Source organism: Paenarthrobacter sp. 4246 (assembly GCF_040546855.1).
Lineage (GTDB): Bacteria > Actinomycetota > Actinomycetes > Actinomycetales > Micrococcaceae > Arthrobacter.
On the sequence record NZ_JBEPOP010000014.1, the window covers coordinates 47636 to 60770 of the forward strand.

The window sequence follows — 13135 nt, forward strand, 5'->3', positions numbered from 1 at the left end:
CAATTACAGTCATGCAGTTCTTACGGATTCCATACACTTGCACCGCGGATGCCTGAATCGGGTGCCGGGGACCGCCGGCAAACCTATGCTGAAAGCGTGACCACACCTACGGCATCAACAGCGGAACCAGGGAATCGCCGCATCCTCCTGGTGGAAGATGAACAGACCATCGCCGACGTGGTCCGCGACTACCTGCTGCAAGCTGGCTTCCAGGTGGACATGGCCGGTGATGGATTTACCGCCCTGCAGTTGGCAGCGGCCCGCCAACCCGATCTGGTGATCCTGGACCGCATGCTGCCCGGATTGGACGGCGTGGAGGTATGCCGCCGGCTCCGTCAGTCCATGAGCGTACCGGTGATCATGGTCACGGCCCTGGGAACCGAAGATGACCGGATCCTGGGCCTGGAGATGGGCGCTGACGATTACGTCACCAAGCCTTTCTCACCGCGGGAGCTGGTCCTCCGGGTGAAATCGGTGCTCCGGCGAAGCATCAAGGAGTTCACGCCGGAACCACCGGTGGAAGCCGCGGGTCTCCAACTCGATCCCGCGTCCCGGACAGTGACGCATCACGGAACTCCGGTGGCCTTGACTGTGCGCGAATTCGATCTCCTGGCTTTCCTGATGCGGCGGCCCCACCAGGTTTTCAGCCGCGAGGAACTCATCAAGGTCGTGTGGGGCTGGGACTTCGGCGATCTCTCAACAGTCACAGTGCACGTGCGTCGCCTGCGGGAGAAGATTGAAGCCAACCCCACCAAGCCGGAGTTGCTCAAAACGGTCTGGGGTGTGGGGTACCGCTTTGATTCCGCCGCCGGCAACGCGCGGGAGCAGGCCGAGGGCGGGGAGCGTGGCCATGGAGGGCAGTGAGCTGTGGACCATCCTGGCCTGGGTCTTGTTCTGGGCCGTCCTCATCGGCGCCGCGACCTTGTTCAGCCTGCGACTGTTGCGTCGGGCGTCGGTCCTGGCGCAGATCTGCCTGGTGGTGGTGGCTACGGTTGCGGTCCTGGTAGCCGGCATGGTCAGCGCGTTCAATGCCATGTTCATTTCTGCCAGGGACCTGGAAGTCATGTGGTACATCCTGGCCGTGGCATCAGCGGTGGCTGTTGCCTTGTCACTCATGCTGGGCGCGGGCGTGTCCCGTAACGCTGCACGGTTGGTGGTTGCCGCGCGGCGGCTGGGCCGAGGGGAGACCTTGGATCACGCCGGGGATGGGCGCGGCAGAGCTCCCGCCATGACGTCCGAACTTGCCGAACTGGCCAAGGAACTTGAGGCCAGCAGCCGCAGCCTGGCCGAGTCACGGGAGCGTGAAGCCGCCATTGAGACTGCCCGGCGGGAATTGGTGTCGTGGATATCGCATGATCTCCGGACCCCGTTGGCCAGCATGCGCGCCATGACCGAGGCACTTGAGGACGGCATGGCGTCCGACGTGCCTGGTTACTACCGGAAGATCATCGGACAGACGGAGCAGATGACCGCCATGGTCAATGACCTCCTGGAGTTGTCCAAGATCCAGGCCGGCACTCTCCGTCTCCGTGCTGAACGGCTGGACCTTTACGACCTCGTCAGCGATGCGTTGTCCGACCTCGCACCTTTGGCCGCTCAGCGCGGTATCACGCTCGACGGCGGCGGCGACCGTGAGTGCATGGCCGTCGCCGATGGACCCAGCCTCGCCCGGGCCGTGCGGAACATCCTCCTCAACGCCATTATCTACAGCAGGCCGGATACTGAGGTCCACGTCAGCGTCGGACGCGAGGGCCCGGGGCTGAACGGTGGAAATGCAGTGGTCGCAGTGCAGGACCAGTGTGGGGGTATCCGCAGCGAGGACCTGCCGCATCTGTTCGAGACGGGCTGGCAGAAAGACCCCGCCCGGGGCACCACTGAGGGACTGCAGGGCAGTTACAGTGGCGCGGGCATTGGACTGAGCATGGTGGCCGGCATCGTCAAGGCCCACGGTGGATCTGTCACCGTGGAAAACGTTGACGGCGGCTGCCGGTTTGCGCTGTCCCTTCCGGCGGGATCCGTCCCGGCCACGTCCGGGATTTCAGCCGACGAACGCGCAGGAGGCGCAGCATGAGCACGCATAAAAGTGTGGACAGGCCGGAAACCCGTGCCTCCACCCGGTCACGCGGCCGGCTCAGCCTACGTCTGTGGCCTGCCGCGGCAGGTGTAGCGTCAGGCGGTGCGGGGATTGCGGCCGGCGAACTGACCGCGGGCCTGCTGAGCCCGTTGGTTTCCCCTGTCACGGCCCTGGGCGGAGCTGTGATTGATGCAGTGCCCCCCGGAGTGAAGGACCTGGCCGTGCAGTTGTTCGGCACAGCGGACAAGATCGTGTTGGTTGCATCCATCGTTCTCGTCGCGGGGTTGTTGGCCGCGCTGGCCGGCGTTCTGGAGCATCGCCGCGCCGGCTGGGGACTGGCTCTGGCCGGGGTGGCCGGAGCAGCTGGACTGACCGCCGTCGTCACGCGTGCCCAAGCAAGCCCGCAGGCGGCCTTGGCCCCGATCGTCGCCGCGGTCGTCACGATGCTGCTGTTGCGCACCCTCAACCGGCGGCTCGTCACGTGGGCACCCGAGGCCGCAAACGAGGAACTGCAGGGGCATGATCCCGCACCCCTGGCACGGCGGAGTTTCCTCAACGCCCTCGCTGGCACCTCCCTCGCCGCCGCCGTGGCCGGAACCGTCACTGCGGTCCTCACCCGGGCCACGGCCGTGGCGTCAGGTTTCCGCAGTTCCATGACGCTCCCGGAACCCGTGATCCCACCGCAGGCAATACCCGCCGGCGCCTCGCTGTCCGTGGACGGCATCAGCCCCCTGGTGACCCCGAACTCCGATTTCTACAGAATCGACACGGCACTGACGGTACCGGCTATCGACCCTCCGGCGTGGAGGCTGAGGGTCACCGGATTGGTTGACCGCGAGATCGAGATCGACTTCGCCACTCTCCTCGCCAAACCCATGATCGAACGGCACGTCACCATCGCCTGCGTGTCCAACAACGTCGGCGGAGACCTCATAGGCAATGCGCTCTGGCTGGGCTGGCCCATCAGGGAACTGCTTGCCATGGCCGGCCCCAAAGCCGGAGCAGACATGGTGCTGTCCACCAGTAACGACGGTTGGACGGCAAGCACACCCTTGGAGGCCTTGACCGACGATCGTGACGCCCTCCTGGCCGTCGGCATGAACGGCGAACCACTCCCGCTGGAGCACGGCTTCCCGGTCCGCATGATCGTTCCCGGGCTCTACGGATTCGTCTCGGCAACCAAGTGGTTGACCGAATTGAAAGTCACACGCTTTGCAGACGACACCGCCTATTGGACTCCCCGGGGCTGGAGCGATCACGGACCCATCAAGACGCAGTCACGCATCGACGTTCCCCGCAGCGGCAGGACGGTCCAGCCGGGCACAGTGCAGTTCGGAGGTGTGGCCTGGGCCCAGCACCGGGGCATCAGCCGCGTTGAGCTCCGCGTCAACCGCGGCCCCTGGAAGCAGGCCACTCTTGCGAGCGGGATTTCCACGGACACCTGGTATCAGTGGCAGCTGGGCGTGGACCTCACCCCCGGCGACTACGAGGTCCAAGTGCGGGCCACCGACTTGACCGGCCAGCCGCAGACCGAGGACAAAGCCCCCGTGGCTCCGGACGGCGCCACGGGCTATCACACCATCAGCGTCAAGGTGGGCTAAGGCCCTAGTCTGGGTACGTCCGGAGAAGTTCCGGAAGCCAGCGTGTCACAACAGGAGGTTGTCCGTGCCCAGATCTGTTGCAAGCCATCGCCGGGCAGTGGTGGAACTGCTGGCAGGCGTTGCCACCACCAAGGGAAACCACCGTGTGCCGTTGCTCGACGCACTGGGAAAGCCGCTCGCCGTCGATGTCCATGCGCCGCTCTCCTTGCCGCCGTTCGCGAACTCCCAGATGGACGGCTTTGCCGTCCGGTCACAAGACATTCCCGACGACGGCGGGCAGCTCCGGGTGGCAGCGCCAGTCCCGGCAGGTGCGACACCAACGGCGCTGAAGGCCGGCCACGCCGCGCCCATCATGACCGGGGCCATGATTCCAGAGGGTGCCGACGCCGTCGTACCCATCGAGAAAGCGCACCCCAGTGCCTTCCCCGACCCGATAACCATGGATGCCGTCGTCGTCCTTCCCGCGGCGGCTCCCGGTGCTTATGTACGGAACAGCGGCAGCGACATCCATAAGGGCGCCCTGGCCCTGGCGGCAGGCACCCTGCTGGGACCGGCCCAGCTCGGCCTGCTGGCAGCCATGGGCCTGTCAACAGTTGAGGTCCCTGAAGCTCTGCGTGTCCTCCTTATCACCACGGGAGACGAGGTAGTGGAACCGGGGGAAGAACTCACGCCCGGCAAGATCTTCGACTCCAACGGAACGCTGCTTGAAGCGTCCATGCGCCAGGCGGGCCTGGATGTTGTTCGAACAGGCATCTCGGACGACGACCCCGCACACCTCCTGGCCGTCCTTCACCATCACACCTGGGGGGTGGACCGTCCCGTGGATGTCATTGTCACCACCGGGGGAGTGAGCAAGGGTGCCTACGAGGTGGTGCGCCAGGCGATGGCCGACCAGCCCGTTGATTTCCTCCCCGTTGCAATGCAGCCGGGCGGGCCGCAGGGGCTGGGGACCTTCAACGGCGTTCCGTTCCTCGGATTTCCCGGCAATCCTGTCAGCTGCCTCGTCTCCTTTGAGATGTTTCTTCGGCCAGCCCTGTCGGAGGTTATGGGAACTCCCGCGCCACGACCCGTACGGAAAGTACGCCTGGCCGAACCCCTGACCTCGCCGGAGGGCAAACACCAGGTCCGGCGTGGTTCGGTGGCCGGGGACGGTTTCCTTCGTATGGAAGGCGGCGCAGGCTCCCATCTGGTCCACGCCCTTGCCCGTGCCAACGCGTTGGTCCAGATCCCGGGCAACGTCACGGAACTCACCGCAGGAGCCGAAGTGGAAGTATGGATGCTGTGAATGAAACTTCCGGGATACCAGAACACGGCGGCGGCCTGACGCACCTGAGGCACGACGGCACTGCGCAGATGGTGGACGTCTCCGCGAAGGCAGTGACCACACGCGAGGCCACCGCCACGGCAACCGTCCGCACAACCCCCGATGTGATGGTCCTCCTGGGCGCCGGTGAGCTGCCCAAAGGCGATGCGCTCGCCGTGGCACGGGTGGCAGGCATCATGGCGGCGAAGAAGACGCCCGAGTTGATCCCGTTGTGCCATCCGTTGCCGATTTCCAAAGTAACCGTGGATTTCAACTTGGGCGCCGGCTCGGTGGACATCCTGGCAACCGTCAAGACCAAGGGCGTGACCGGCGTCGAAATGGAAGCCCTGACGGCGGCATCGGTCGCGGCGCTAAGTGTCTACGACATGATCAAGGCCGTGGACAAGCACGCCGTGCTGACGGACATCCGCGTGCTGGCCAAGAGTGGCGGCAAGAGCGGCGACTGGGACGTCTCCGGGGAACCGGTCCAGGAGGCCGGCGAATGAGTGCTTGCGAGCCGAACAGCGTTCGGAAGGCCGGCGTCGTGATCGCCTCCACCCGGGCTGCTGCCGGGATCTACGCCGATGAGACGGGGCCCATCATCCTCGATTGGCTCAATGAGCACGGCTTCGAGACGTTCCCCACCATGGTGGTGCCGGACGGGGAACCGGTGGGAGCTGCCCTCAGGGCGCTCCTGACCCAGGACCCCGCCATCGTCATCACCAGCGGTGGAACGGGCCTGAGCCCTGATGACAAGACACCGGAGATGACGCTGCCGCTCCTGGACCGCGAAATTCCCGGCATCATGGAAGGAATCCGGCGCGCGGGCGCTGCGAAGACGCCGATGGCCATGCTGAGCCGCGGCCACGCGGGAGCTGCGGGAAAGACGTTCATCATCAATCTGCCGGGATCCCCGAAGGGCGTCATGGATGGATTGGCCGTCCTGGACCCAGTGATCGGGCACTTGTGCGAACAAATGGAAGGTGGCCATGGGCACTGAAACAGATTTCGAAGTAGTCAGCGCTGTCCTCAGCGCGGAACCCATCTCGGTGGACCAAGCCATCGCGGCGGTCGAGTCGGACTCCGCCGGGGCTGTGGTCAGCTTCAGTGGCGTAGTCCGGAACCACGATTCCGGCAAGGGTGTGGACCGACTCAGTTACAGTGCCCATCCCACGGCGCACCAGGTCATGTCCGACGTCGTGGCCCAGTTGGTAGCTGAGCATTCAGGCGAAGCCGATCAACCCGTCCGCATATGGGCAGCGCACCGCATCGGGATGCTGGAGATCGGCGACCCGGCCCTCGTCTGCGCCGTCGCGGCGGCCCACCGGGGACAGGCGTTTGCTGTCTGTTCCGAGCTGGTGGACAGGGTAAAGGCGCAGGTTCCCATTTGGAAGGAACAGTTCTTCACCGACGGCACCGTCGAGTGGGTTGGCGCGGGGGAGTAGGTCTGAGTCACGGTTCCTGTCGGGTGCCGGCCCGGCGGTAGGGTTAACGGCATGACCGAACAACTTGCTGTTGCAGTGCTGGGCGCCCACGGGCGCATGGGAATTGAAGCCGTGAAAGCCGTGGAAGCCGCTGATGACATGAAGCTTGTAGCTGCCCTGGGGCGCGGCGATTCCCTGGAAACCCTGCTCGACGCCGGCGCACAGTATGTTGTTGACCTCACCGTCCCGGACACCACCGAGACCAACGTCCGGTTTGCCGTGGAGCATGGCATCCACGCTGTCGTGGGTACCACTGGCTGGAATGCCGACAGGCTGGAGTCCCTCCGGGCATTGCTGGAGCAGAAGCCGGACACCGGCGTCCTGATCGCCCCGAACTTTGCCCTGGGGTCTGTGCTGGCCTCCGCTTTCGCGGCCAAAGCCTCACAGTATTTTGAGTCCGTCGAGATCATCGAGCTGCACCACCCGAACAAGGTGGACGCACCATCCGGCACGGCGGTGCGTACGGCGCAGCTGATCGCTGATGCACGGCAGGCAGCCGGAGTTCCAGCAAGCCCGGACGCCACTGAAACATCGTTGGACGGAGCCAGGGGCTGTGACGTGGAGGGTGTCCGCGTCCACAGTGTCAGGCTCCGCGGTTTGGTAGCCCATCAGGAGGTCCTTTTAGGCGGTCCGGGTGAGCAGCTGACGTTGCGCCATGACTCCTTTGACAGGGCTTCCTTTATGCCCGGCGTCCTGCTGGGATTGCGCAAGGTAGCAGCGCACCCCGGCCTCACGGTTGGCCTGGACGGCTACCTGGACCTGGGACTCTAGGTCCATGGGAAACTTTTGGACTTCCTTGAAGAAGAACCGCACCAAAATCTGGGTCGGCGCCATCACCCTCCTGCTTGTGCTGTACCTGGTGGTGTCCGTCCAGCGCTCGTTCCTCCTCCTCGGTGATCCGAACCTGGTAGCGAAGGGCATTGGAGCGGCCTATCTGGTCCTGCCCATCGTCGGTGCGTGGGCGCTCATCCGTGAGCTCCTGTTTGGCGCCCGCACCGAGCAGATGGCCAAGGTCCTGGAAGCGGAAGGCGGTTTGCCCGAGGACACCCTGCCGAGAACGCCCGGCGGGCGGATTGTCCGGGCTGCCGCGGATGCGGAGTTCGAGAAGTACCGCGCCGAGGCCGAGGCGGCGCCGGAGGATTGGCGTTCCTGGTTCCGGCTGAGTTGCGCCTATGACGCCTCGGGGGACCGCAAGCGCGCCCGGGCGTCAATGCGCGACGCCGTGAAGCTGTTCCGCTCTCAGCCCACCGCTGCGGGACGGTAGCTGCCCAGCCTCGACGCCGTATGGGCTACCCACTCCAGCGGTCCGCGGCGCCGGATCAAGGCAAAGCACACGCCGATTGCCACGGCACACAGTGCCTGGGTCCAGTACATGACCTCTTCCGTCCACCCTGCAGGCAGCGGCTGGTTGGTGAACCCCGAAACCACCCATACATGGGCAGAGTAGAGGCTGAGCGTCATGGCTCCCGGCCCGCTGAGAACTATCAGGAAATTGACCTTGATACGTTCGGCCACGGTACCGAGCAGCAGGAAGAAACCCACCACTGCGGCAGCCGTTCCGCTGGTGTGCAGCAGGTCCAGCGTGGTCCCTGCATGGGGGGACGCCGTGGCCAACCACCACCACGAACCGGTCTGCTCCAGCCCGGTCAGATTAACCTGAAGCATGCTTTCCAGCGGGTACCCGCGGGTGCCGGGAAGCGCCTCCAGCGCGGCCTGGCCGCCCCATGCTTCCAGGGCAAGGAACCCTCCCAGCTTTGCCGCTGCAGCCACAGCGATTCCGCCGCTTAAGAGCAGGAACTGCACCTTCGCGGTCTTCAGCGCCAACCTGCCGAGCGCCAGTCCGATCAGCAGATATGAGATCCACTGGAACACCGGATAGTAACCAGTGAAGAAGAGGTCTGCGAGGAGACGAGCCGGCGTCCCCAGGTCCTCGCCGTTGGGGTTGTGACCCAGTCGCAGGGGAGGTGCGGCGTCCAACAGCAACGGCCGGACCAGGTAGGCCAGCAGCGGTGACAACAGCACCCAGCCCGCCGCCCAGAAACACAGTGCCTTGAGCCGAAGGCCAAGGAATGGCAGGACGCACAGGAAAAGTACGGCGTAATGCACCAGGATGACGGCGACGTTGACGTCCAGCCCTCCCAGGGTGAGGCCGACGACCGCAATCACCAGGGCGCGCATTGCGACGCCGCCCCTGGCGGACCGGAGATCGCTGCCTGCGCGAGGTTCCTGCCGGCCCGTACTCAGCGCCAATCCAATGCCGGCAAGGACAGCGAAGAGAGCAGCAGACCGGCCCGAAAATACCAGTCCCACGAAGGTCGGCTCCCACGACGGGGAGGGCCCGAACGTCGGCAGGAGGTGCGTGGACATCATTCCAAGCAACGCTGCACCCCTGGCGGCGTCGATCCCAGTGAGCCGGAAGGAGACCTGGCCGCCGTCGCGCGCTTTCCGCGGAGGCGCAGTCTCTTGCGAAGTCATGCTGCGATGGTCTCACAGCCAACTGTGAGCCGGACCGGCGGTGGAGTCAGGCTCTTGTTTTCGAATATATGTTCGAATAGCATGGCAGGATGAACGATGTTCCCACGCCACCCGACGGTCTCACCGGACCCATGAAAGCAATGAGCCCTGGCGTCGTCGACTTCCTGTTCAGGCAACTCGTGGCGGGCGAACCCCCTGAAGACACCCAGTGGCGCCGCGAAGGAACAGTATTGGCCGAGCAGCCGCCAGGAGCTGAACTGGCCCGGCGGCTATCCGAGGCAGACTTGGATTCCCTGACGCCGCTGGAACTGTTCGAGTACGTTCGCGCTTCCCAGCGCTTGGTGACCTGGGCTGAACACCTCAAGGAGCGGGCCGTGGCGCAGTATTGCTCGGAGCAGCCTGCGCGGACGCCTGGGCCGGCCTAGCCAGCCGGTGTCTGACTGGACTGGGAAGGCCTGCTGGCTCCTCGCCTCGCCCTGACCTGCAACACCCTGTGGTCGCCTCCGGAATAGGATGGGCGGGTGACTCCGACACTCCCGCAAGTCCCAACCCAAAGGCCGGCCCAGCCCCTGGGTGGCATGTCCGTTGAGAGCCCGTCCGCTGACACCGCTCCCGCAGGGCCCGGGTTCGTTGAAGCCCCGTCCCGCCCAAGGGATGAACCGGATGACCCGGCAGTGCTTCGCGTGGCCGTCGTTCAGTATGAAGCGCTGCTTCCAGGTGCCGGCGGAGCGGCCGTGGAGGCCAACGTCGCGGCCCATGTGAGGCTGGTGGAGGAGGCCTGCAACCGTGGTGCTCGCCTGGTGCTTTTTCCCGAGCTCTCCTTGACCGGGTACGAACTCACCGCATTCGAAGTCCCCGGCGGAGCAGGACGGCCCTTACTGGGCAGCCGGCCTTCGCCGTGGTTGACCGAAGACGACCCGCGGCTCCGCCCCCTCCAGGATGTCTGTGCCCGCACCAGGACGGTGGCCGTCGTCGGCGCAGGCTGGCGGGAGGTGGATCAGACGCCCCGGCTGGCCTCGCTCGTCGTTGGCCGTGACGGTTCGGTGAAACCGGTCTTCAAAACTCATTTGCATGGGCCGGAACGGGAGCTTTTTGTCCCTGGAAGCGGTCCGGAGGTGCTTGACGTTGACGGATGGCGGGTTGCCTTTGCTGTCTGTGCTGACGCCGCGCATCCGGCCCACGCCGGTGCAGCGGCGGAAGCGAAGGCCGATGTGTATGCAGTGTCTGCGCTGTACACGAGGGGCGAGGAGCTCAGGCTCGGACTGCATTTGGGCGCCCGTTCCATGGATCATCGGATGTTCGGATTATTGGCGAACCTTGGAGGGGAAACGCTGTTGGGCCCTTCCTGCGGCCTCAGTGGAGGGTGGGGCCCCGACGGGGTTGCCTTGGTCCGGATGGCCGGCACCGGAACGGAAGTCGCCATGGTGTCGTTGAACCGGTCCCGCCTTGACGCCTACAGATCCGCAGCAGGGGCATGAGGACCATCACGCGGAACCCATTCTTGTAACAAGCCCGTGACAGGGTAACGTTTTTCTTATGTCTGACTTGCGCGCCCACACTCCCGCCCTTGGTACCCTCCTGACCGCGATGGTCACTCCGTTCACCGAGGACGGCAAGGTGGACTACGACCAAGCCGCTGTACTGGCAGAGAAGCTTGTCCAGGATGGTTGCGATGGGCTCGTTGTTACCGGCACCACCGGAGAGACATCAACCCTCACGGACGACGAAAACCTCGGTATGTTCCGTGCGGTCAAAGAAGCCGTCGGCGGCAAGGCTGCCATCATTGCCGGAACCGGCACCAACGACACCGCACACTCGGTGCACCTTTCCCAGCGCGCGGCTGAGGTTGGCGTGGACGGTCTCCTGATCGTCACGCCCTACTACAACAAGCCCAGCCAGGCAGGCGTCCGGGCGCACTTCGAGACCATTGCCTCGTCAACGGATCTGCCCGTCATGCTCTACGACATCCCAGGCCGCTCCTCCATCGCGATTGCTCCTGAGACCATGATCGGCCTGGCCAAGCACCAGAACATCGTTGCGGTCAAGGACGCCAAGGCGGATTTTGCCGCTGCTACCAGGGTCATGGCTGAGACTGACCTGGTCTTCTATTCCGGTGATGACGGATTGACCCTCCAGTGGATGGCGCTCGGCGCCGTCGGCCTGGTGGGCGTCACCACCCACGTGGCCACGCGTCGCTTCCGCGAACTGATCGACGCCGTGAACGCCAGCGACCTCGCCACTGCGAGGGCCATCAACTTTGAACTGGAACCCGTCATCCGCGCAACCATGACGCGGGTCCAAGGCGCAGTAGCCGCCAAGCAGATTCTCAAGTGGCAGGGAGTCCTGCCCAACTCGGTTGTCCGTTTGCCCCTCGTGGAGCCGGACGCGGCCGAGATCGACATCATCCGCGGGGATTTGGCGGAAGCCGGAATGGACTTCAACGTCTAGGACGGTTCCGCCGGAAAGTAGCACAATATGACCCAAACCGCCCTTCCCGGACTGGTTACGCCGCCGAAACTGCCGAAAGGCACGCTGCGGATTGTTCCGCTCGGTGGCCTGGGAGAGATCGGCCGCAACATGGCCGTCTTCGAAATCGACGGCAAGCTGCTGGTCGTTGACTGTGGCGTGCTCTTCCCAGAAGAGACCCAGCCCGGCGTAGACCTCATCCTGCCCGATTTCTCCTACATCGAAGACCGTCTGCAAGACGTCGTCGGCGTCGTACTGACGCACGGTCACGAGGACCACATCGGTGCGGTTCCCTACCTGTTGCGCCTCAAGGCCGATATTCCGCTGATCGGGTCCCAGCTCACCCTGGCCCTGGTGGAAGCGAAGCTGCAGGAACACCGGATCAAGCCCTACACCCTGACCGTCACCGAAGGCCAGGTGGAGCAATTCGGCCCGTTCGAGTGCGAGTTCATTGCCGTAAACCACTCCATCCCTGATGCACTGGCCGTGTTCATCCGGACCGAGGGTGGCACGGTCCTGCACACTGGCGACTTCAAGATGGACCAGTTGCCGCTGGATGGCCGCATCACCGACCTCCGCCACTTCGCCCGGTTGGGGGAAGAGGGCGTGGACCTTTTCATGGCCGACTCCACCAACGCGGACGTCCCTGGGTTCACCACGGCCGAAAAGGAAATTGGTCCCACTTTGGACCGCCTGTTCGGCCAAGCCAAAAAGCGCCTCATCGTCGCGTCGTTCTCGTCCCATGTTCACCGTGTCCAACAGGTCCTTGATGCCGCAGAGAAGCATGGCCGCAAGGTCGCTTTCGTTGGACGCTCCATGGTGCGCAACATGGCCATCGCCGCCAAGCTGGGGTACCTCGATGTGCCGGCCGGAATTTTGGTGGACATCAAGAACATCGACAACATGCCCGATGACCGCGTGGTCCTGATGTCCACCGGTTCCCAGGGCGAGCCGATGGCTGCACTGTCACGGATGGCCAACGGCGACCACCGCGTAGTGGTTGGCCCCGGCGACACCGTCATTCTGGCCTCAAGCTTGATTCCCGGCAACGAGAACGCCGTGTTCCGCATCATCAACGGACTCCTCAAGCTCGGCGCGGACGTGATCCATAAGGGCACTGCGAAGGTCCACGTCTCCGGGCACGCAGCGGCAGGGGAGCTCCTGTACTGCTACAACATCCTTGAGCCGCTCAACGCCATGCCCGTGCACGGAGAAACCCGTCACCTTATTGCCAATGGCAACATCGCACGGGAATCCGGTGTTCCCTCCGAGGGCATCATCCTGAGCGACAACGGCACAGTGATCGACCTGAAGGACCACAAAGCCAACATCGTTGGCCAAGTAGAGGTCGGATTCGTCTACGTGGACGGTTCCAGCGTGGGTGAGATCACCGACGCCGATCTGAAAGACCGTCGCATCCTCGGAGACGAGGGCTTCATTTCCATCATCACGGTCATCAACCGCACTACCGGCAAGATCGTGTCCGGACCGGAAATCCATGCCCGTGGTGTTGCTGAGGATGATTCCGTCTTCGACGAGATCATCCCCAAGATCAACGCCGCGCTGGAAGACGCTGTGCTTAATCACGCAGACCACACCAACCATCAGCTGCAGCAGGTGGTGCGCAGGATCATCGGCACGTGGGTCAACCGCAAGCTCCGCCGCCGTCCCATGATCATTCCGGTGGTGCTTGAGGCGTAGCCCCAGGGCAACATGCATACCCAAGGGGGCC

At 64.4% G+C, this 13135-nt stretch carries 14 protein-coding genes; 13 read left to right on the forward strand and 1 reads right to left on the reverse strand.

The annotated features are described in order from the left end of the window. Positions 1-96: 96 nt before the first annotated feature. Genes ABIE35_RS20565 through ABIE35_RS20605 form a run of 9 tightly spaced genes read left to right on the forward strand, consistent with a single transcriptional unit; the run spans position 97 to position 7726 of the window. Positions 97-864 (forward strand): response regulator transcription factor, encoded by a 768-nt coding sequence (locus ABIE35_RS20565; protein ID WP_354517742.1) that lies wholly within the window; start codon positions 97-99, stop codon positions 862-864. Then, positions 851-2071, forward strand: coding sequence for a sensor histidine kinase (locus ABIE35_RS20570; RefSeq protein WP_354517743.1), 1221 nt, complete (start codon positions 851-853; stop codon positions 2069-2071). The genes ABIE35_RS20565 and ABIE35_RS20570 overlap by 14 nt, the downstream gene beginning before the upstream one ends. Then, positions 2068-3675 carry a molybdopterin-dependent oxidoreductase gene (locus ABIE35_RS20575; protein WP_354517744.1) on the forward strand — a complete coding sequence of 536 codons (1608 nt, stop codon included), beginning with the start codon at positions 2068-2070 and terminating at the stop codon, positions 3673-3675. The genes ABIE35_RS20570 and ABIE35_RS20575 overlap by 4 nt, the downstream gene beginning before the upstream one ends. Before the next feature lie 58 nt (positions 3676-3733). Continuing rightward, positions 3734-4960 carry a molybdopterin molybdotransferase MoeA gene (locus ABIE35_RS20580; protein WP_354517745.1) on the forward strand — a complete coding sequence of 409 codons (1227 nt, stop codon included), beginning with the start codon at positions 3734-3736 and terminating at the stop codon, positions 4958-4960. Then, complete coding sequence (gene moaC / locus ABIE35_RS20585) at positions 4948-5484, forward strand: cyclic pyranopterin monophosphate synthase MoaC (protein ID WP_354517746.1); 537 nt, start codon at positions 4948-4950, stop codon at positions 5482-5484. The genes ABIE35_RS20580 and moaC overlap by 13 nt, the downstream gene beginning before the upstream one ends. Continuing rightward, positions 5481-5978, forward strand: coding sequence for a MogA/MoaB family molybdenum cofactor biosynthesis protein (locus ABIE35_RS20590; protein ID WP_354517747.1), 498 nt, complete (start codon positions 5481-5483; stop codon positions 5976-5978). Before moaC ends, ABIE35_RS20590 begins: the two co-directional genes overlap by 4 nt. Beyond that, positions 5968-6423, forward strand: coding sequence for a molybdenum cofactor biosynthesis protein MoaE (locus ABIE35_RS20595; protein ID WP_354517748.1), 456 nt, complete (start codon positions 5968-5970; stop codon positions 6421-6423). The genes ABIE35_RS20590 and ABIE35_RS20595 overlap by 11 nt, the downstream gene beginning before the upstream one ends. A 51-nt stretch (positions 6424-6474) precedes the next feature. Beyond that, the gene (dapB, locus tag ABIE35_RS20600) at positions 6475-7233 is read left to right on the forward strand and encodes a 4-hydroxy-tetrahydrodipicolinate reductase (protein ID WP_354517749.1); all 759 of its coding nucleotides are present in this window, start codon (positions 6475-6477) and stop codon (positions 7231-7233) included. 4 nt (positions 7234-7237) lie between these two features. Beyond that, positions 7238-7726: a hypothetical protein gene (locus ABIE35_RS20605; protein WP_207597021.1), complete on the forward strand. Its 489-nt coding sequence runs from the start codon at positions 7238-7240 to the stop codon at positions 7724-7726. Here the strand turns inward: ABIE35_RS20605 and ABIE35_RS20610 are convergent. After that, complete coding sequence (locus ABIE35_RS20610) at positions 7702-8937, reverse strand: heparan-alpha-glucosaminide N-acetyltransferase domain-containing protein (protein WP_354517750.1); 1236 nt, start codon at positions 8935-8937, stop codon at positions 7702-7704. The genes ABIE35_RS20605 and ABIE35_RS20610 overlap by 25 nt on opposite strands. Positions 8938-9026: 89 nt before the next feature. Between ABIE35_RS20610 and ABIE35_RS20615 the strand changes: the two genes are divergently transcribed. The 4 genes from ABIE35_RS20615 to ABIE35_RS20630 all read left to right on the forward strand — a co-directional run bounded on the left by ABIE35_RS20615 (position 9027) and on the right by ABIE35_RS20630 (position 13104). Next, entirely contained in the window at positions 9027-9362 is a 336-nt protein-coding gene (locus tag ABIE35_RS20615) for a hypothetical protein (protein WP_354517751.1), read from the forward strand. A 96-nt stretch (positions 9363-9458) separates the two neighbouring features. After that, positions 9459-10415, forward strand: a complete 957-nt coding sequence (locus ABIE35_RS20620; protein WP_354517752.1) for a carbon-nitrogen hydrolase family protein — start codon at positions 9459-9461, stop codon at positions 10413-10415. Between the two features lie 58 nt (positions 10416-10473). After that, positions 10474-11385 (forward strand): 4-hydroxy-tetrahydrodipicolinate synthase, encoded by a 912-nt coding sequence (dapA, locus tag ABIE35_RS20625; RefSeq protein WP_089594395.1) that lies wholly within the window; start codon positions 10474-10476, stop codon positions 11383-11385. Between the two features lie 27 nt (positions 11386-11412). Then, entirely contained in the window at positions 11413-13104 is a 1692-nt protein-coding gene (locus ABIE35_RS20630) for a ribonuclease J (protein ID WP_207597024.1), read from the forward strand. The last annotated feature ends 31 nt before the right edge of the window (positions 13105-13135 follow it).

Excerpts from the sequence above, each read along its gene's own strand:
- ABIE35_RS20570 (WP_354517743.1), top strand. The coding sequence starts at position 851 with ATGGAGGGCAGTGAGCTGTGGACCATCCTGGCCTGGGTCTTGTTCTGG.
- ABIE35_RS20575 (WP_354517744.1), top strand. The coding sequence starts at position 2,068 with ATGAGCACGCATAAAAGTGTGGACAGGCCGGAAACCCGTGCCTCCACC.
- moaC (WP_354517746.1), top strand. The coding sequence starts at position 4,948 with ATGGATGCTGTGAATGAAACTTCCGGGATACCAGAACACGGCGGCGGC.
- ABIE35_RS20590 (WP_354517747.1), top strand. The coding sequence starts at position 5,481 with ATGAGTGCTTGCGAGCCGAACAGCGTTCGGAAGGCCGGCGTCGTGATC.
- ABIE35_RS20595 (WP_354517748.1), top strand. The coding sequence starts at position 5,968 with ATGGGCACTGAAACAGATTTCGAAGTAGTCAGCGCTGTCCTCAGCGCG.
- dapB (WP_354517749.1), top strand. The coding sequence starts at position 6,475 with ATGACCGAACAACTTGCTGTTGCAGTGCTGGGCGCCCACGGGCGCATG.
- ABIE35_RS20605 (WP_207597021.1), top strand. The coding sequence starts at position 7,238 with ATGGGAAACTTTTGGACTTCCTTGAAGAAGAACCGCACCAAAATCTGG.
- ABIE35_RS20610 (WP_354517750.1), bottom strand. The coding sequence starts at position 8,937 with ATGACTTCGCAAGAGACTGCGCCTCCGCGGAAAGCGCGCGACGGCGGC.
- ABIE35_RS20615 (WP_354517751.1), top strand. The coding sequence starts at position 9,027 with ATGAACGATGTTCCCACGCCACCCGACGGTCTCACCGGACCCATGAAA.
- dapA (WP_089594395.1), top strand. The coding sequence starts at position 10,474 with ATGTCTGACTTGCGCGCCCACACTCCCGCCCTTGGTACCCTCCTGACC.
- ABIE35_RS20630 (WP_207597024.1), top strand. The coding sequence starts at position 11,413 with ATGACCCAAACCGCCCTTCCCGGACTGGTTACGCCGCCGAAACTGCCG.